Annotated in this window: 14 protein-coding genes; 6 read left to right on the forward strand and 8 right to left on the reverse strand. The window is 72.1% G+C overall.

Features of this window, described 5'->3' with window-relative positions:
• Positions 1 to 94: 94 nt before the first annotated feature.
• Both ACZ6QO_RS00620 and ACZ6QO_RS00625 read left to right on the forward strand, forming a co-directional pair.
• On the forward strand, positions 95 to 1087 hold the full coding sequence (locus tag ACZ6QO_RS00620) for a glycosyltransferase family 2 protein (RefSeq protein WP_465846298.1): 993 nt from the start codon (positions 95 to 97) through the stop codon (positions 1085 to 1087).
• Positions 1088 to 1480: 393 nt separating this feature from the next.
• Positions 1481 to 2083 carry a helix-turn-helix transcriptional regulator gene (locus tag ACZ6QO_RS00625; protein WP_465846300.1) on the forward strand — a complete coding sequence of 201 codons (603 nt, stop codon included), beginning with the start codon at positions 1481 to 1483 and terminating at the stop codon, positions 2081 to 2083.
• A gap of 62 nt (positions 2084 to 2145) precedes the next feature.
• Here ACZ6QO_RS00625 and ACZ6QO_RS00630 read toward each other — a convergent pair whose 3' ends face one another.
• Both ACZ6QO_RS00630 and ACZ6QO_RS00635 read right to left on the reverse strand, forming a co-directional pair.
• Entirely contained in the window at positions 2146 to 3210 is a 1065-nt protein-coding gene (locus ACZ6QO_RS00630) for a Gfo/Idh/MocA family oxidoreductase (protein WP_465846302.1), read from the reverse strand.
• On the reverse strand, positions 3207 to 4112 hold the full coding sequence (locus ACZ6QO_RS00635; protein ID WP_465846304.1) for a proteasome assembly chaperone family protein: 906 nt from the start codon (positions 4110 to 4112) through the stop codon (positions 3207 to 3209). Before ACZ6QO_RS00635 ends, ACZ6QO_RS00630 begins: the two co-directional genes overlap by 4 nt.
• A gap of 179 nt (positions 4113 to 4291) precedes the next feature.
• On the opposite strand from ACZ6QO_RS00635, the gene ACZ6QO_RS00640 reads away from it, so the two are divergent.
• Positions 4292 to 4636, forward strand: coding sequence for an ankyrin repeat domain-containing protein (locus ACZ6QO_RS00640; RefSeq protein WP_465847214.1), 345 nt, complete (start codon positions 4292 to 4294; stop codon positions 4634 to 4636).
• A gap of 62 nt (positions 4637 to 4698) precedes the next feature.
• Positions 4699 to 5697 carry a 4-epi-cubebol synthase gene (locus tag ACZ6QO_RS00645; protein ID WP_465846305.1) on the forward strand — a complete coding sequence of 333 codons (999 nt, stop codon included), beginning with the start codon at positions 4699 to 4701 and terminating at the stop codon, positions 5695 to 5697.
• Between the two features lie 93 nt (positions 5698 to 5790).
• On the opposite strand, the gene ACZ6QO_RS00650 is transcribed toward ACZ6QO_RS00645, so the two are convergent.
• Positions 5791 to 7902, reverse strand: a complete 2112-nt coding sequence (locus tag ACZ6QO_RS00650) for an ATP-binding protein (protein ID WP_465846306.1) — start codon at positions 7900 to 7902, stop codon at positions 5791 to 5793.
• A 176-nt stretch (positions 7903 to 8078) separates the two neighbouring features.
• Here ACZ6QO_RS00650 and ACZ6QO_RS00655 point away from each other — a divergent pair, with 176 nt between their 5' ends.
• The gene (locus ACZ6QO_RS00655) at positions 8079 to 8246 is read left to right on the forward strand and encodes a hypothetical protein (protein ID WP_465846308.1); all 168 of its coding nucleotides are present in this window, start codon (positions 8079 to 8081) and stop codon (positions 8244 to 8246) included.
• A gap of 156 nt (positions 8247 to 8402) precedes the next feature.
• Here the strand turns inward: ACZ6QO_RS00655 and ACZ6QO_RS00660 are convergent, their stop codons facing one another.
• The 5 genes from ACZ6QO_RS00660 to ACZ6QO_RS00680 all read right to left on the reverse strand — a co-directional run bounded on the left by ACZ6QO_RS00660 (position 8403) and on the right by ACZ6QO_RS00680 (position 15007).
• Entirely contained in the window at positions 8403 to 9635 is a 1233-nt protein-coding gene (locus ACZ6QO_RS00660; RefSeq protein WP_465846309.1) for a hypothetical protein, read from the reverse strand.
• Between the two features lie 264 nt (positions 9636 to 9899).
• Complete coding sequence (locus ACZ6QO_RS00665; protein ID WP_465846311.1) at positions 9900 to 10997, reverse strand: SRPBCC domain-containing protein; 1098 nt, start codon at positions 10995 to 10997, stop codon at positions 9900 to 9902.
• Positions 10994 to 11338, reverse strand: coding sequence for an ArsR/SmtB family transcription factor (locus tag ACZ6QO_RS00670; protein ID WP_465846313.1), 345 nt, complete (start codon positions 11336 to 11338; stop codon positions 10994 to 10996). Before ACZ6QO_RS00670 ends, ACZ6QO_RS00665 begins: the two co-directional genes overlap by 4 nt.
• Before the next feature lie 223 nt (positions 11339 to 11561).
• Entirely contained in the window at positions 11562 to 12443 is an 882-nt protein-coding gene (locus ACZ6QO_RS00675; RefSeq protein WP_465846315.1) for an ABC transporter permease, read from the reverse strand.
• On the reverse strand, positions 12440 to 15007 hold the full coding sequence (locus tag ACZ6QO_RS00680; protein WP_465846317.1) for a CocE/NonD family hydrolase: 2568 nt from the start codon (positions 15005 to 15007) through the stop codon (positions 12440 to 12442). The genes ACZ6QO_RS00675 and ACZ6QO_RS00680 overlap by 4 nt, the downstream gene beginning before the upstream one ends.
• Before the next feature lie 122 nt (positions 15008 to 15129).
• Here ACZ6QO_RS00680 and ACZ6QO_RS00685 point away from each other — a divergent pair, with 122 nt between their 5' ends.
• A complete protein-coding gene (locus tag ACZ6QO_RS00685) occupies positions 15130 to 16344 on the forward strand; it encodes a hypothetical protein (protein ID WP_465846318.1) in 1215 nt (404 codons plus the stop codon).
• Positions 16345 to 16458 lie beyond the last annotated feature (114 nt).

Consider the following 16458-nt stretch of genomic DNA (forward strand, 5'->3'; position numbering starts at 1 on the left):
CGTGGGATCCGCACTGCGCGAACAGTCACCGCGTGAATCGTCGTCCCGTCCGTCCGGACGACCTGAGACCTCGCCGCCCGGACGGCCGCCGCGGGTGTCGGTCGTCATTCCCAACTACAACTACGGCAAGACGCTCGCCGGGTGTCTCGCGTCGGTGTTCGCCCAGACGCTGCCGCCCTACGAGGTGATCGTCTCCGACGACGCCAGCACGGACGACTCGCTGGAGATCGCCGCGCGGTTCCCGTGCGAGGTGGTGCGGGCGCCGCGCAACCGCGGGGTGTCGGCCGCGCGCAACGCCGGGGTGGCGGCGAGCAGCGGGGACATCCTGTTCTTCATGGACTCCGACCAGGCCCTCGCGCCGGACGCGCTCGAGAACGCGGTCGCGGTGCTCCGCGGCGGCGAGGGCTACGGGTTCGTGCACGGCGTCGTCGCCCCCGAGCCGATGATCGACGACGGCCCCGTCGAGTGGGTGATGACGATGCTGGCCCACCACGCCCGCAAGCGCGCGGCCGGCCCCACGGTGACCGCGATGTTCCAGGCCGCGGCGATGCCGCGGTCGGTGTTCGATGAGGTGGGGCCGTTCGACGAGAAGCTGCGCGACTTCGAGGACGTCGAGTACAGCGAGCGCCTGGCCGCCGCGCACCGCATCTGCCTGTCCGATCGGGTGGTGGTCTACCACGACGACGAGGACCGGCTGACGGCTCTGCTGTCGGAGCAGTACCGGCGCTCGCAGCTGATGATCCCCTTCGTGGCCCGGCACCGTAACCGCCCGGGGGCGCTGCGCCCCAACAGCACCCTGGGCGTGGCGATGGCCTCCCTCACGGTGGCCGGCCTGCCGGCGGCGCTGCTCTCCCCGAAGCTGGCCGCGCTTCCGGCGCTGTCCGCGGCGGTCTTCTGCTGCGCCAATCCGGCGCTCTACCGGTTCGTCGCCCGCCGGCGCGGGGTGCGGTTCCTGCCGAAGTTCGCCGCGATCCACTTCGCCCTCAACGTCGCGATCGCGGCGGGGGCCGCCGTCGGAGGCCTGCGGTCTGTCGTGGACCGTGACTTCGGGCGGCCGACCGCGCGGGCGGAGACGCCGCTCGGGTAGTCACGCTCGCTGAGACGACGGCGGCCCGCGCGGGCCGCCGTCGGCCTGTGTCCCGACGCCTGTGTCCTGGCGCCGGCCTGGAAACGGGCCGGCACCAGGACATTCGCACGCGCGCGAAACGGCGCGGGGGATAACACTTTATGCCGCCTCGCTGGATCGTAACGATGCTGTTAAGATGTACAGAATGCGGTGCGCCGGATATCCGGCGGCTAATGGCGCTGACGTGGAAATGGGAGGTGGTGGCAAGGTGTGAACGTCGGTCCCGCGACGATCTTATCGGCACTTGGAACTCCTCAGCCACCGGGGGATTGAGTGAAACAACCAAGTAGCAATACGGCGGACCGCGCACTGGCCGTCCAGGTCAATGTCGGAATCGCCTGCAGAAATGAGATATTGCGCTACGGGCTCAAGGCCGCCCTGGACGGGTCGCCGGCCGTCAGGGCCGTCACCGAGGTTCCCGCCCGTGCCGCGCTGGACCCGCGAGGGCTCGCCCACCTGGACGTCGTCATCGTCAGCTACGCGGACTGGGACGTCGCCCGCACGGTCATGGGCGTCGCGCGCGACGCGAACGTCCGCGTGCTGGCCTTCGTGGACGACGACAGCGTCAAGGACACGGAAAAGCTTTTGGCCATCCGGCCGGACGGCTATCTCCTGGGCAGCGGACTTACCCGGGACGCGCTGGAGGACGCGCTGGTCAGGACGGTCCGCAACGAGACGCCCATGCCGTCGACGATCCTTTCCCGGGTGTTCGACTCGGCCACCCGCGTCCTGCGCGATTCGCATCCGCCTTTCGTGGAACTGACGCCCAGGGAGCGGCAGGCCCTGGAATTGCTCGCCGACGGGCTGAGCAACAAGGAGATCGCCCGTCGGCTGTACATATCCGTGCACGGAGCGAAACGCCTCGTCGGCAATATCCTGCTGAAACTGAATTCGCCCAATCGCACGCAGGCCGTCGTGCTCGCCATGCGGAACGGGCTGATCCCCGACGCCGGCTGAGCGCCGCCGGGTCGCGCCCGGGTCGACCGGGCGTGACCTCCGGCGGCGGCCGGGCGTCCGGGTCAACCGGGCGTGACCTCCGGCGGGCGGGCGGCCGGCGGCCCGAGGGCGACCACGCGGCGTTCGGCGGCGGAGACCTTCGCCGCGCCGAGGACCGCGAGGGCCTCGGCCACCTCCACCGGGTCCACCGGCGGGGGAGCGCCCTCGGTCAGCGAGGCCACGACGCCGGCGTAGAACTCCTGGTAGGCGCCCGGCAGCGTCTCGACCTCGCGGGTGTCGCCGTCGACGCCGAGCAGGCCCCAGCGGCCGGCGGGCTCGGCGCCCCATCCGGGGCCGCCCGGGCGCTCGCCGGCCCGCAGGCGGTCCTCCTGCGGGTCCAGCCCCCACTTGACGTAGGCGCCGCGCGCGCCGAGCACCCGGAACCTCGGCCCGAGCTGCGCGGCGACCGCGCTCATCCACAGATGGGACCGGGCGCCGCCCTCGTGGGTGAGCGCGATGAACGCGTCGTCGTCGGCGCCGACCCCGGCCCGCCGGACGTCGGCCTCGGCGTACACGTCGGTGACCGGACCGAGGAAGCGCAGGGCCTGGTCGACCAGGTGGCTGCCGAGGTCGTACAGCAGGCCGCCCAGCTCGTCAGGGCCGCCGTTCTCGCGCCAGCCGCCCTTGGGCTCCGGACGCCAGCGCTCGAACCGAGACTCGAAGCGGCGCACCTCGCCGAGGTCGAGCGTGCGCAATGTGCGGAAGTCGCCGTCCCAGCGGCGGTTCTGGAACACCGTGAGCATCAGGCCGCGCCCGTGCGCCAGCTCCGCCAGCTCCATCGCCTGCGCGGCGGTGGCCGCCATGGGCTTGTCCACCACCACGGGGATCCCGGCCGTCAGGGCCTGCCGCGCGAGCGGCACGTGGGTGCTGTTGGGGGAGGCGATGACGACCAGGCCGGGACCGCGGCCGAGCAGGTCGTCGGCCGAGGGGACGACCTCGGCGCCGGGATGCTCGCGCGCGATCTGGGCCGCCCTTTCCGCGCTGCGCGTCACCACGGCGGACAGGCGGAGGCCCGGCGTGGCCGCGATCAGCGGCGCGTGGAAGAACGCCCCCGCCGGGCCGTAGCCGACCAGGCCGACGTCGATCATGAGTCTTTCTCGTCGCGTTCGGCCAGGAAGCGCTCGAACTGGGCGGCCAGTTCGTCGCCGGTCGGCATCGGCGTGCTCTCGGCCATGAGATTCTCGTGCTCGGCGCCCGCGTTGAAGGCGTCGTACTGCTGCTCAAGGCCCTGGATGGCCGTCGACAGCTCGGCCGAGGCGATGATCTGCTCTTCGATCTCGGCGGTGGTCTTCTCGGCGGCGTCGCGCAGGCCGTCCAGCGGGAACACCAGCCCGGTGCTGCGGCTGACGGCCTCCAGCGCCGTCACCGCCGCCCGAGGGTACTCGGCCTGGGCGAGGTAGTGCGGGACGTGGATGGCGTAGCCGAGCGCGTCGTGCCCCCGGGCGCCTAGGCGCAGCTCGACCAGCGCGGTGGCGCTGCCCGGCACCTGGATCTTGCCGAACGGGCTTCCCGGGCCGGTGGTCAGGCCGGGCCGGGTGCCGTGCGCGGTCAGGCCGAGGGGGCGCGTGTGCGGCGCGGCCATCGGGATGCCGTGCACGGTGACCAGCTTGCCGACGTTGAGCCGGGTGGCCAGGGTGCCGACCGCCTCGACGAACAGCTCCCACTCGCGGTCGGGCTCGGGGCCGGTCATCAGCAGGAACGGCGTGCCGGACGCGTCCTGCGTGAGGTGCACCACCAGCTCGGGCGACTCGCAGTCGACCCAGCGGTCGGTGTCGAAGGTCATCAGCGGGCGGCGCGAGCGGTAGTCGAGAAGACGGTCGACGTCGAATGTCGCCACGACCCGGTGCTCCAGCTCGGCGAGCAGGTGACCCACGGCGAGCCGACCGGCCCCTCCGGCGTCCACGAACCCCTCGAAGTGGTAGAGCAGCACCGGATCGGTCAGCTCAGGGACGTCACCGCTGAGCCGGTAAAGATCCGTCGGGTCGAACACCTTGGGTCCCAGCCTTTCTATCGTTCTCTCAACACAGAACCTATGGGATGCGCTGACGATTCCGCTGGGGAGTCGCCCGCTGACCGGCCGCGCCGTGACCTGGGCTCGCCGGGCCGGTGCACAATGGAGGCGTGGCAGAGGACGCGGAGGTGGAGGAACTCGCCACCCGGCTGTTCCACATGGCCAGGGCGGGGCAGACCGACCGGCTGTGCGCCTACGTGGACGCGGGCGTTCCGGCCGACCTCCACAACGACAAGGGCGACACTCTGCTGATGCTGGCCGCCTACCACGGCCACGCGGCCACCGTCCGCGCGCTGCTCGCGCGGGGCGCCGACCCCGCGCGGGTGAACGACCGCGGCCAGACGCCGCTCGCGGGCGCGGTGTTCAAGAAGGAGCCCGAGGTGGTGCGCGCCCTGCTGGAGGCGGGGGCCGACCCGGCGCAGGGCACGCCGTCCGCTCAGGAGACCGCCCGGCTTTTCGGGCATGCGGAATTCCTCGATTGGTTCGCCCGCGAAGCGAATTAACCGTTCGTGTTCGATGCAATCGCCGTGTAGTTATATGGCGTCTTTGTTGTCATGATGTGGGGATGGCTGATTTTGCGCCGTCCAAGCTGCTGCTTCCGTCTTTGTCGTGCCCGTTCCCCAGCCTGGTCAGCCCGCACGCCGAACGGATCGACGCCGAGACGTTCTCCTGGCTCGTCGAGAGCCGGATGATCGACGATCCCGCCGAGCTGGACCGCTATCGCGAGGCCGGATACGGCTGGCTGGGCGCCCGCACCTATCCCTACGCCGCCCGCGACATGCTCCGGCTGGTGACCGACTGGTGCGTCTGGCTGTTCGCCTTCGACGACGCCTTCTGCGAGTCCGACCGCCGCGCCGCGGAGATCGCCCGCGCGCTGCCGCAGCTGCTCGCCGTCCTGGACGAGGACCCCGAGCCGGCCACGCCCGTGGAGAACGCCTTCGCGCGGGCCATGCTGGACGTCAAGGGCCGCGTGCGCGCCGCGGGCAGCGCCGACCAGCTCGACCGCTGGCGCACCGTCACCAAGGACTACCTGTTCGCCCAGGTCTGGGAGGCCGCGAACCGGGAGGACGCCGTGGTCCCCACCTACGGCGACTACATCTTCATGCGCCGCAGGACGGGCGCCATGCTGACGGTCTTCGCGCTGATCGACCTCGCCACCGGGCACCCGCTCACCCCCGACGAGTGGCGGCAGCAGGACCTGCGGGCGATCACCGAGAACGCCAACGACGTGGTGGTCTGGGACAACGACCTGCTGTCGTACGCCAAGGAGCGGCGCGGGGTGAACGCCCGCAACAACCTGGTCAACGTGCTGGCCCGCCACCGGCACCGTTCCATCCAGCAGTCGATGAACCAGATCGGCAGGATGCGGGACGCGGCCGTCATGCGGATGGTCGCCCTGCGCGCCGCGCTGGACTCGCTCGGCTCGGTCGCCGTGTCGGCCTACGTCCGCGGCCTGGAGCACTGGATCAGCGGCAGCGTCGCCTACTCGCTCACCAGCAGCAGGTACACCAAGGCGTGGCAGGGGATGATGCCGGTCGGCGCCGGTCACTCCCAACGCAACTGAGAGCCCCGCCGGGGGCGCGACACGAGCGATCGGGGATGGCCCGTGGCGGCGGATCGGCGCCACGGGCACCCGGGCATTACGGGCATCCGACCGCTACGGGCGGGCCTCGGCGGGGTCGATCTCGCCCATGGCGTAGCTGACGGCCTCCTCGAAGTTCATCCGGGAGCCCTGCTGGTAGTGCTCAAGGTAGACGTCCTCGCCGAGCACGCGCTTGCACTCTTTGACGCACCGCTCGTGCTCGGTGCTGAAGAACGGCGAGCCGAACTGCGGCAGGCCGAACAGCCGCCAGTTCGCCTGGGCGGCGCCGAGGATGCGCGCCGCCCGCGCCGGTTCGCCCTGGTCGACGGCGAGCTGGGACAGCGTCTCCATCGCCAGGACGGCGCCGAGCACGTCGTGGAAGTGCCGCTTGATGCGCAGCGACTCCTGGGCGCTGCGCACGGCCTCGGTCGTGCGGCCGGTCATCCGCTGGATCGCCGAGGTCGCCCACACGGCGTAGGAGCGCAGCCACAGCTCGCCCCGCTCGGTGCACAGCTGGCGGCAGTCGCGCAGCAGCGACTCGGCCTCGGTCAGCTCGTTCTGCTGGGTGAGCACGACCGCCAGTTCGACGATGGCGGGCAGCAGGCCGGGGTTCAGCTCGCGCCCGCTGCGGTGGAACTCGATCGCCACGCCGAGCAGGGCCGTCGCCTTGTGCAGGTCGCCCTGCAGGAAGGCGGCCGAGCCCTGCATCTTCGTCGCCAGGATCACCGCGATGGAGTCGCCCACGCGAACGGCGTCGGCGGCGCACTTCTCGGCGGCGTCCAGCGCGCCCGTCGTGTCGCCCTGGGCGCTTCGGACGTAGGCGAGCACCCACAGCGCCTTGCAGCGTTCCTTGCACGGCTGGGGGCTGGCGTGCAGCGCCCGCTCGAGGTACAGCCGGCCCTCGCGGGCGAACCCGCAGGCGACCCACATGAACCACAGGGACGACAGCAGCTCCAGGCCGGTGCGCGCCTCGGCCGGGTCGCCGAGGCAGTAGTCGAGCGCGGCGCGGATGTTGTCGTGCTCCTGCCGCATCCGCCCGAACCAGTAGACCTGCCGCGGCCCCGACCAGGCGTGCTCTCCCCGCTCGGCGAGCTGCAGATAGTAGTCGCGGTGGCGGCGCCGGATCCGGTCGCTCTCGCCGAGCTTGTCCAGCCACTCTTTGCCGTAGTGCCGCAGCGTGTCGATGAGGCGGTAGCGGGCCCCCGAGCGTTCGGTGCCGCTGAGCAGGATCGACTTCTCGACCAGGCCGCTGATCAGGTCCATGACGTTCTCGGCCGGGAGGTCCTCGCTGGCGCAGACGTAGCGCGCGGCCTCCAGCTCGAAGTCGCCGGAGAAGATCGACAGCCGCGCCCACAGCAGCCGCTCGGCCGGCTCGCACAGCTCGTGGCTCCAGCCGATGGCGGCGCGCAGCGTCTGGTGGCGGGGCAGCGCCGTGCGGCTGGCGCCGGCGAGCAGGCTGAAGCGGTCGGTCAGCAGCGCCAGGATCTGCTCCACCGACAGCGCGCGCAGGCGGACCGAGGCCAGCTCGATGGCCAGCGGGATGCCGTCGAGCCGCCGGCACAGCTCCGACACCGCCGCGATGTTGTCCTCGTCGACGGTGAAGCCGGGGACGACCGCGGAGGCGCGCTCGGCGAACAACTGGATGGACTCGTTGACGAACGGGCTCTCGCCGCCGTCGTCGCCCGGCACCAGCAGGGGGGCCACCGGGATCGTCTGCTCGCCCTGCACGCTGAGCGACTGCCTGCTGGTGGCCAGCACCCGCACGTTCGGGGCCTCGCGCAGCAGCTGCTCGACCAGCTCGGCGCACGGGTCGAGCAGGTGCTCGCAGGAGTCGAGGACGACCAGCAGGTCGCGCGGCGACATCCACTCGGTGAGGGTGTCGACCTCGGGACGGGCGGACTGGTCGGCGATGCCGAGCGCGGCGTTGACGGCGTGCGGCACCATCGAGGGGTCCTGCAGCCTGGACAGGTCGACGTACCAGACGCCGTCGGTGAACTGGGGGCTCACCTGGTGGGCGATGCGCAGGGCGGTGCGCGACTTGCCGACGCCTCCGATGCCGGTCACCGTGACGAGGCGGGACTCCTGGAGGCGCTGCCTGATGGTGGCCAGCAGGCGTTCCCTGCCGACGAAGCTGGTGAGCTCCGCGGGCAGATTTCCCTCTCTGCGCCATCCTGCCGGGGGTGCCATGGGCCGCCTCACGGGGGTCGTTCCGGCGTGCTGCCTGCATCCGCATCGTACCTGTACGAGCGGTTGGCTGTCCTTGCGCCGCAGATGTACATCGGCGTTGTGATCTAGGAGGGAGGGGCCGGTGGTGCCGGTGGGGGTGGCGATCGGACCGGCCGCCGGGCGCGTAGCATTGTGCCGTGACTGTGCATGAGCCGGATGACCTGCGTCCGGTGGACCTCTTCGATGAGGGGCTGCCGGTGCTGCCTGACCAGACGAGCGACGACACCGACTCCGGTTGGGGAGAGTGGCGTTCGTCCGACGACGTGTCATATCTCCTGGAAGAGCGCCCGCCGCACTGGGACTGACACCCGTCGCCCGGGCTCCGCGTTCCCGCGGAGCCCTTCACATGTCCGTCACGGCCCGAAGACCCGACAGGCCTTCGGGCCGTTACCTTTCTGACGTTTCTCTCAGCGGCCGGCTTCGAAGCCGTCGCCTCTCGGCCGCTTGCTTCCCGGGCGTCGTCAGGCGCCGACGGGGCCGGCCGTCGGGGCCGAGCCGTTCATGCTGAGCACGCGCTCGCGCTCGGGGCGCTCGGGGGTGTCGGGCACCACGATCGCGGGGAAGGTGCCGGTGTCGACGATGCCGTGCTCGTTGTAGGCGATCTCGATCAGGGCGTGGGCGCGCGGCTCCAGCTTCCACAGCGCGCGGTACTCCCTGGCCGTCGCGAGCGAGATGCCGATCTCCTTGGCGATGTCGGCCGCTCGCGGGACGATCTTGCGTTCGATCTGGTTGTCCCAGTACGACCGGGCCGCGCGCAGCAGGGCCGCCCGCTGGGCGGTGTCCACCGGCGGGGCCGGCTCGGAGTCCATGATCTCGGCTTCCTCGTCGTCGTCGGCGATGTACGCCGCGACGGGGGAGGAGGCCACCGGCAGGGCCTGCCGCCGCTCCTCCTCGGGCTCCGGGGCCCACGGCACCGGGGGACGAAGATCGATGAGCGCGCTGGTGTTGTACAGGGCGCCGATCTGCTGCAGCAGGGCCTCCTGGCGGCCGGAGTCCACCGCCAGGCCGGTGTGCTCCACGGCCTGGTCCATCATGCGGTCGAGCCTGGCGAGCGCCGTGCGCATCTTGCGGTCGGAGGCGCCGGCCTCGCGCAGCGCGCGGGCGCGCTTGGCGGCCAGCGCGACGCGGGTGAGCCTGCGGTGGGCGTCGACCTCGCTGGCGGTGCGGTCGCTGACCTCGGCCAGCCCGAGCCGCACCATGGCCCGCTCGGGCGTCAGCCGCCACTTGATGCGCGAACGGCCGGTGATGCGGTGCCGTTCGATGGCCATGCCGCGCTCCCACAGCCAGGCGGCGACCAGCGGGGCGGCGAGCCGGAAGATGGCCTCGGCCATGCTGCGGGCGTCCAGGCTGGACAGCACCGCCGACAGGCTGGTGAGCGCCCACACGGCGATGCCGTCGATGCCCGCGGAGAAGTTCTCCCGCATGTTGCGGCGGGCGCGCACCGCGCTGGTGATCACCGCCACCTCGATGAACGCGAACAGCAGCAGCCGCAGCGGCCCGTCGAAGCCGAGCACGTCGCCGGAGAAGCGCCACATGCCCTGCGCGGACACGCCGGTGGCGATGCTCGCGGCGACGATGGTGAGGATGTCCTCCGCCGGACGGTTCTCGGCGAACTTGCGGAAGGCGCGAGCGCCCGCGCGCCAGGCGGCGCGGACGATGAAGAAAGCCAGCACCAGAACGATCAGGGTGGACACACAGATGATGGCCGTTTGACCCGGATGTTCGGCTGCGAACGTAGATATCTGCTCGATGGGGGGCATCAGTCTCTGTCCGTCATTCTCGATGTCCGACAGGATTACCCAGAGGATCATTCCAGAATATGGCCGGGTTGTTCACGCTAACGAACATTCGTCTCCGGAAAGTCACCACCCCCACCGGCCCCACCCGTCACGTCCGGCCCCGGCCCCCGCGGACCTGGCGTCGCGGCGGTGAGCCGGGGTGACGGTGAGGGCCGTTTCTCACCTGATCACGCGGTAGGTCAGGTGTTCGGCGGCCGGGGTGGACACCGAGCCGAGCGGCTCCAGCCGCAGTGAGTCCGGGATGCCCTCGGGGAACAGCGGCGTGCCGGCGCCGAGGATGATCGGGGCGAGGTGGATGCGCAGGATGTCCACCAGGCCGGCGCGCAGGAACTCCTGCGCGATCGCGCCGCCGCCCATGATCACGACCTCTTTGCCGCCGGCGGCGGCGCGCGCCTTCTCGACGGCGCTGCCGGGGCCGTCGGTGACGAAGCCGAACCGGTCGCCCAGCCGTACCTTCTCGGGCCGTGCGTGGGTGACGACGAAGACGGGCGGGAGGGCGCTCTGGTCCTGGTCGTAGCCGTAGCCGACCTCCTCGTTCCAGCCGTGCGGCCCGTCGATGACGTCGAAGGTGCGCCGGCCCATGATGACGGCTCCGGTGTCGGTGAAGGACCTCTGGAGGATCTCGGCGTCGCGCGGCGTACGTTCGTCGGTCACCCAGGCGTGCAGCGGCTCGCCGCCCACCCCCAGGCCGTGTTCGAGGTCGGCGCCCGGCGCGGTGACGTAGCCGTCCAGCGACATCGAGATGTCGAGGACGACCTGGCTCACCTCGGGACGGCCCTCGGCCGCGCCGTGGGCCAGCTCGTCGAGGCGGTCCATCGAGTCGAGGATGCCGTGCTCCATCCCGCTGGCGATCATGGCGTCCCGCGCCTCGACGGTCGGGAACACCGAACGGGCCCGCAGCCTGGTACGCCCGCCGAGGTCCTCGAACGTCGTGAAGTCGAGGCTGACGACATCGGGCGTGCCCTCGTACTCGAAGGTCTGGACGATCCGCTCGTCGGGGGTGACGGTGTGGAAGACGCCGTGGAAGACGTGCTCATTGCCCTCGGCGTCGCGGTGCGCGTAGCGGTACGCCCCGCCTGGGCGCGCGTCGTGCTCGATGACGCGCATCTCGACCCCGCGCGGGCCGAGCCAGCGGGCGAACAGCTCTGCATCGGTGTACGCGCGGAAGAGCAGCGCGGGTGTCGCGTCGAAGTCGCGGACGACCTCGATGAACGGGCTGCCGGGCCGGGACGTGATGGTGGTCGGGTTCTCGATCATCGCTCCTGCTCTCTCATCTCTTCGAGTACGTCGTCGAGGCGCCGGAACCGCCTCTCGTGCGTCAGGCGATAGGTGTCGATCCAGCTCGTCAGCTCTTCGAGCGCCGCCGCGTTCAGGTGACATGGACGGCGCTGGCCGTCGCGGCTTCGCGTGATGAGCCCTGCGGCCTCCAGCACCTGGATGTGCCGCGAGACGGCCTGCTTGGTGATCGCGAACGGTTCGGCGAGCTCGTTCACGGTGGCCTCGCCCCGCGACAACCGGGCGATCAGCGCGCGCCGGATCGGATCGCCCAGTGCGGCGAACGCCCTGTCCAGGCGGTCGTCCGTGTCATCAACCGACATCTTTATCAACCAACTTCTTTGTCAACGACTATGTTGATAGTACGGGGAGAGGCGTCGCCGGGGCAAGGGGCGGTGACGAGAAACCGCGGCCCGCACGCCCGCGGTTGCGGCGGACCCCACAGGGCGGCCGCGGGCGCGGCTCCGAAGGGGCGCTGGTGGAAGGGCACGGGCGGCCCGAGGAGGGCGGGGCCCTCAGGTCAGGAGACGATGTCCTCGCGGCAGGTCAGGAGACGATGTCCTTGCGGCGGAAACGGCGGAAGGCCAGCGCCATGAGGATCGACGCGTAGGTCACCGACAACGACGCCCCCTTCGCCATGCCGCTCCAGTCGAGCTCGGGCACCAGGGCGTCCAGCCAGGCGGTGTTCCAGAACGTCGGCAGGAACTCCCGCAGCGCGCCGAGCGCCTCCACCGCCTGCAGGATGCTGCTGACGATGACGACCCCGACCGCGCCGCCGACGGCGCCCAGCGGCGAGTCGGTGCTCACCGACAGCAGGAACGCCAGCGCGGCCACGACGAGCTGGCTCACCAGGGCGTAGCCGACGACGATGGCGAACCGCGGCAGCACCGCGGTGGCCGGGATGACCTCCCCGGTGGACGGCAGCCGCACGTCGTTCCAGCCGAAGGTCACCGTGCCCGCGATCAGCGCCATCACCGGCACCGTGATGACCGCCGCGGCCGAGAACCCGAGGGCGACGACCAGCTTCTGGCGCAGTAGCCGGCCGCGCGGCACCGGGGCGGCGAGCAGGTAGCGCAGGGACGACCAGCTCGCCTCGCTGGCCACGGTGTCGCCGCAGAACAACGCCACCGACACCGTCAGCAGCAGCGTGGCCGACACCGACAGCGTGAACGCCGCGAAGTTCAGCCCGCCCTGCGTGGCCAGGTCGGACAGCCGCAGCGTGTTCTGCTGCGCCGGCGCCGGGCCGAGCGCGAACGCCACGACCAGCACCCACGGCAGGCCCAGCAGCAGCCCGAACATGACGGCCGTGCGGCGCCGCTTGAGCTGGCGCACGACCTCGACCCGCAGCGGCAGCGTGCGCTCCGGCGCGTACGCGGCGGCCGCGGGGACGTCGCGGGCTTCGGCGGACTCGGCCTCCGGCCTGGTCATGCCTTGTCTCCGATCAGGTCGAGGAAGACGTCCTCAAGACGTCCCCTTGCGCCGTTGGCCGCCGCAGGGCCGTCGAGCAGGCCGCTGACCGGTCCCGCGGTGACCAGCCTGCCACGGTGCATCACCACCACGTGGTCGCAGGTCTGCTCGACCTCGGCCAGCAGGTGGCTGGAGACGATCACCGTGCGCCCGGCCGCCGCGTAGCGGATCAGGACGCGGCGCATCTCGGCGATCTGCGGCGGGTCCAGGCCGTTGGTGGGCTCGTCCAGCACCAGCAGGTCGGGCAGGCCCAGCATCGCCTGGGCGATGGCCAGGCGCTGGCGCATGCCCTGCGAGTAGGTGCGCACCGCCCGGTCGAGGGCCGCGCCGAGACCCGCGATCTCCAGCGCCTCCTCCATGTGCGCGTGCTCCCTCGGCCGCCCGGTGGCCCGCCAGTAGAGGTCGAGGTTCTCCCTGCCGGACAGGTGGGGCAGGAAGCCCGGCCCCTCGACGAAGGAGCCCAGGCGGGACAGCACCGGCGCGCCGGGTGTCACGCGGTGACCGAAGATGCGGATCTCGCCGGCGTCCGGGCGGATCAGCCCCATCATCATGCGCATGGTCGTCGTCTTGCCCGCGCCGTTCGGCCCGAGCAGGCCGAGCACCTGCCCCTGGTCGACCTGGAACGACAGGCCGTCCACGGCCGGCTCGCCGTCGCGGTACCTCTTGCTCAGGCCGGTGATGCGCAGCGGCACCCCGGCCAGCGCGGCGTCGGCGTCGTCCGCGCGCCGGCCCCGTCCGAGGAGCACGATGACCGCGGCGACGACCAGCGCGGCGAGCGGCAGGGCCAGGGTCCACCAGCTCAGGCCGCCGCCGGTGGTGCGCAGCGCCGGGTCGGTGGGCGCGGTCAGCGCGGGTGAGGCCAGCGCGACGCGGTGGACGGCCGGCGCGGCGGGGGAGGCGTACCCCATGTCGGTGGTGGTCAGCACGAGGCGCAGCCGGTGCCCGGGGTCGAAGCGGTGGTCGATGGCCGGCAGGGTGAAGGTGACCGGCGTGCCCGCCGGTGACGAGGTGACCCGGATCGGCGCCACCAGGCCCTGCGGCAGCACCGGGCGCTGCCCGCCCACGTCGTACAGCTTGGCGAACAGGGTGACCTCGCCCTTCCCGTACACCTTCACCCCCGCCGTGGGCGTGCCGGTGATCTCCAGCGGAGCGGCGAGCGGCGCGGACTCGAACGCGGCGGCCTGGCCCGGCATGTCGATCGCCACGCCGGCCCCGCCGAGATTGCTCAGCAAGGAGCCCATGCCGGGCACCGTGGAGATCGACGCGGGGGAGCCGCCCGGCGGGCCGGCCACCTGCTGTTCGGGGCCCGAGAGCGGGATGGACGAGCGCGCCGCGCCCGCCAGGCCGGGGTAGCGGCCGGCGGCGGCGTGCAGCAGGACGGGGCGGCGCGTGCCCGGGTCGCGCCCGCCGTCGCGGGTCACGGTGAAGGCGTCGCCGAGCGGCGTGCCGTCCTTCTTGAGCCAGTGGCCGAACCAGGAGACCGTGCGGTCGGTCACCCAGTCGAGCTCGCCGTTGCCGCCGTCGTGGCCGCCGTCGAACCAGGCCACCTGGACGGGAGCGCCGGTCGCGGCGATCGCCCGGGCGTTGGCGTCGGCGTGCGACAGCGGGAACAGCGAGTCGTACTTGCCCTGGATGAGCAGGGCCGGCACGCGGATCCTGCCGGGCACCGAGATCGGGCTCGACCTGCGGAGGGTCTCGACGGCGTCCGGAGTGGCACGGCCGGTCTGCGCCACCTGCTGGTACATGTCGCAGATCGCCGGCAGGAACCGCCCGCACTGCACCTCGCGCGCCCCCGCGACCGGGCCGCCCGCGACCTGCCCGCCCGCGCCGCCCCTCTGCGCGTCGCCGGAGAGCAGGCTCTGGGCGTCCGCGCCCGGGGCGAGCGGGGAGCCGACGGCCCGGCTGAAGAACAGGCCCGCCCACATGCGCTTGAAGACGCCCTCCGCGGGACCCCGGCCCGTGGCGTCGGGGAACAGCGCGTCGGCCAGGTCGTACCAGGTGATCTGCGGGACGATGGCGTCGACGCGGCCGTCGTAGGCGGCGGCCATCAGCGTGATCGCCCCGCCGTACGAGCCGCCCGCCAGGCCGAGACGGGGGTCGCCCGGCGCGTCGAGCAGCACCTCGGGGCGCCGGGCCACCCAGTCGATCAGCTGCTTGACGTCCTTGACCTCGTAGTCGGGGGAGTTGAGCGCGATCTCACCGGTGGAGGCGCCGAAACCCCTGGCCGACCAGGTGAGAACCGCGTACCCCTCGTGGGCCAGCCGGACGGCCTCGTCGCGCACGCTGCGCTTGCTGCCGCCGAAGCCGTGCGCCAGCAGCACGGCCGGGCCCTTCCCGCCGGTCGCCGGCGGGAAGAAGGTGGTGTCGAGCAGCACCCGCTGGTCGCCGGCCGGCCCGTCCATGACGGGAATGACCTGGTCGAACGCCCGAACCGGCGGCGAGGGCCAGGCGGCCCACGCCACGGCGCCGATCGCCGCCAGCACCACGGCGATCAGCGCCACCCGCCGTCTCCCCCGAACCCTCATGCCGAGAGCCTACTGACCCCCGCTGAGAGATGGCTGAGACGCCAACCCCGAGGTGGATACCTGGTTATCTCGGGGAAACTCCCGATTGCGGAGCATGTCCGATGACCGGCATCATGCTTGGCGTGAAGCAAGGCGCAGGTAACGAGGCCGAGACCGTCCGGGCGAGCGGACGCGCGCTCGCCCCATGGCGATCAGGCAAGGACAAGGCCGTCCAGGCCCTCGAATGGGCGGCCCCGTACTGGACGCGAGGCGCGGCCGGCCGGGACACGCCGCCGGACCTGCTCCGCGTCCTGTACCTGAGCTGGGTCGCGGCCTTCGTCCTCAAGGTCCTCGGGGCCTCGTGGGACGTCTCGTGGCACTTCAAGTGGCTGCGCGACGACCTGGCGCCGCCGCACCTGCTCAACAGCGCGGGCACGGCCATCGTCCTCGCGCTCACGATCGTGCACAGCTACACCGGCTACGGCGTCGACCGCACCGCGCAGCGGCTGATCCAGTGGGGCACGGGCGCCTTCCTCATCGCGGTGCCCATCGACCTGATCAACCACCGCATCAACGGGGTCGACATCACCTCGTGGAGCCCTTCCCACATGCTGCTGTACGTGGGCACCGCGTTCATGATCGCCGGAGTGATCCGCGGCTGGTACCTCTACGCGCCCGCCGGGCGGCGGCGCACCGTCATGCTCGGCGCCTTCTTCGTCTTCTTCCTGGAGAACACGCTCTTCCCGAGCGAGCACCAGGAGTACGGCGTGCTCGAACTGGCGTCCTTCGTGCGGGGGGCGCCCTACGCGGAGGACGACCTCCTCCGGTTCGCGGCCGAGCAGATGGGCCGGCCCATCGACCTCACCATGGCCGAGAAGTTCTCGCTGCCCGTCCCCGACTGGGTGTACCCGATGTGGTTCGGCGTCGCGGCGGTGATGGTGCTGGTCATGGCGCGGGCGCTGATCGGCCGCCGGTGGAGCGCCACCGCCGTCGCCGGGGTCTACGTCGCCTACCGCGCCGTCATCTGGCCGCTGCTGGTCGTCGCCGACTTCCCGCCGTCCGCCGTCCCGTTCTTCCTGATCGTCGCCGCCGTCTGCGTGGACGTGGCGTTCCTGGTGCGGCCGCTCGCCGCGCGGGCCGCGCTCGGGGCCGTCCTGGTCACCGGCGGGGTGTACGGCGGCCTCGCCGTGCAGGACCGGCTGCTGGAGGCCCCGCCGTACCTGCTGGCCTCGGCCCCCGTGACGGCCGTGGCGCTCGGCGCGGCCTGGTACGGGGCCGAGTGGTACCGCCGCCGCCGCTCCGGCGAACCGGAGGCCCCGGCCGCCCTCTCCTTGGGCGCCCCCGCCCCCTTGACCTGACCCTCCGCCCCCTGTCCTGGCCCGGGGGGGGGGCGGGGGGGGGGGGGGGGGGGGGGGGGGGGGGGGGGGGGGGGGGGGGTGGGGGGGAGGGAAAGGGGGGGGGGGGGGTGGGGT

It is taken from the genome of Sphaerisporangium sp. NPDC049457 (genome assembly GCF_055586705.1).

What these genes read in the sequence shown, in the direction of transcription:
- ACZ6QO_RS00650 (WP_465846306.1), bottom strand. Translation starts at nt 7,902, where the DNA reads ATGGCACCCCCGGCAGGATGGCGCAGAGAGGGAAATCTGCCCGCGGAG.
- ACZ6QO_RS00630 (WP_465846302.1), bottom strand. Translation starts at nt 3,210, where the DNA reads ATGATCGACGTCGGCCTGGTCGGCTACGGCCCGGCGGGGGCGTTCTTC.
- ACZ6QO_RS00670 (WP_465846313.1), bottom strand. Translation starts at nt 11,338, where the DNA reads ATGTCGGTTGATGACACGGACGACCGCCTGGACAGGGCGTTCGCCGCA.
- ACZ6QO_RS00680 (WP_465846317.1), bottom strand. Translation starts at nt 15,007, where the DNA reads ATGAGGGTTCGGGGGAGACGGCGGGTGGCGCTGATCGCCGTGGTGCTG.
- ACZ6QO_RS00640 (WP_465847214.1), top strand. Translation starts at nt 4,292, where the DNA reads ATGGCCAGGGCGGGGCAGACCGACCGGCTGTGCGCCTACGTGGACGCG.
- ACZ6QO_RS00665 (WP_465846311.1), bottom strand. Translation starts at nt 10,997, where the DNA reads ATGATCGAGAACCCGACCACCATCACGTCCCGGCCCGGCAGCCCGTTC.
- ACZ6QO_RS00645 (WP_465846305.1), top strand. Translation starts at nt 4,699, where the DNA reads ATGGCTGATTTTGCGCCGTCCAAGCTGCTGCTTCCGTCTTTGTCGTGC.
- ACZ6QO_RS00675 (WP_465846315.1), bottom strand. Translation starts at nt 12,443, where the DNA reads ATGACCAGGCCGGAGGCCGAGTCCGCCGAAGCCCGCGACGTCCCCGCG.